We start from the raw sequence: 1404 nt of genomic DNA on the forward strand, positions 1-1404 counted from the left end.
TAAGTGTTACTTTTAAATTAAGTAAAAGTAATAAAAATAGATAAAAATTGCAATTTACATTTTACCAAAAACATAAAATTTTAGTCAAATTTTGGTGCTTCTCATTGCAAGCAGAATTTGGTGTGTAGAGTAGCTGTAATAAACAGAAGTGGTAGTTTTTAAGGGGTGCACCCAAGAAAGATACTATACTTTGGGTGATATATAGCAAAGACTCTGAAATTTAATTTGTATAGGTATTGTAGTCTTTTGTAATGAGTATAACATTTGCAATGGAGAGATTTTTGGGAGTTGATTAAAATTACATTTGAGTTTTGTTACTTTGTAACTCGAAATGTAACAAAATTAATTAGTTAAATCTTTAAAAAATTGTATTTATTAGAGATTGCATTATCCTTGAAACCTACGGAGTAACTTATGAATAAAAATATGAATAAAAATATGAATAAAAATATGAGAATGTTTATTGTTTGTGTTGTTTTTGCACTATTAAGTTCTTGCAAGAATGATGTAAATGGTAAAGATTTAGAAACTTCAGAACAAAAAAGTTTAGAAATTTCAAAACAAATAGAACAAGAGATAAAAAAAGAATTTAATGGATTGTTAAATATTTTAGAGACAAAAGATTTATCTACATTAGATACATCAGAGATTGAAAAAACAATAAAAGAATTAAAGGATAAAGTAGATAAATCTGATGCTAAAACAACTTCTCTTACAACATATTCTGAGTATGAAAAAAAAGTGCAAGAAATAAGAGAAAAATTAAAAGACAAGAAAGAACTTGAAGGAAAATTAAAAGAACTTGAAGAAAGTTTAAAAAAGAAAAAAGAAGATAGGAAACAAAAATTAGACGAGGCCAAGAAAGAATTTGAAGAGCTTAAAAGCAAAGTTGGTTCTGCTGATGGAGTAACTGCTGGCGAGCAAGCTAGAGGTAAAGGGAACGTTGGGCAACAAGCTTGGAATAAGGTCAAAGAATTAGGCTTAAGTGTAAATTCTTATGGTGGTGCTGATACTGGCAACATGTCTAGTGGGATAATAGATGGGGCGCTTAAACAGATTGAAGAAGAACTTAAAGAGATTGAAGAAGAGTCTAAAAGTTCAGAACAAAAAAAAGAATAGGAAATGGTTTTCAAAAGCATAAAATATGAAAAACAAGACTAGTTATTAGTTTTGTTTTCTTGTTTGCATTAACATTGCTTATATTTAGACAATAAACTTGGAGGGGATATGAAAAAAATAAGTTTAGTATTTTTCTTTTTATTTGTAGTAAGTTTAAGTGCAAATGTAGAAGAAAATTATGCAAAAGCTAAAAGAGCTTTTTCTAAAGAAGATTTTAATTTAATAAATAAAAGACTAGATAATTATGGCTTTATAGATGAGTATGAAAAAAGTTATTTTTTTGCT

General features: G+C 27.2%; 2 protein-coding genes. Both read left to right on the forward strand.

Going from position 1 to position 1404, the window contains the following annotated elements:
* The first annotated feature begins 438 nt into the window (after nt 1-438).
* Nucleotides 439-1119: an ErpL protein gene (locus BLO14_RS05835; RefSeq protein ID WP_091974002.1), complete on the forward strand. Its 681-nt coding sequence runs from the start codon at nt 439-441 to the stop codon at nt 1117-1119.
* A 108-nt stretch (nt 1120-1227) separates the two neighbouring features.
* On the forward strand, nt 1228-1404 hold a 177-nt coding region (gene eppA / locus BLO14_RS05840; protein ID WP_143280339.1), incomplete at its 3' end, for an exported protein A EppA.

Source organism: Borreliella japonica (assembly GCF_900099615.1).
In the GTDB taxonomy this organism is placed as follows: domain Bacteria; phylum Spirochaetota; class Spirochaetia; order Borreliales; family Borreliaceae; genus Borreliella; species Borreliella japonica.

Coding starts and splice junctions, on each gene's coding strand:
- BLO14_RS05835 (WP_091974002.1), top strand. CDS start 439: ATGAATAAAAATATGAGAATGTTTATTGTTTGTGTTGTTTTTGCACTA.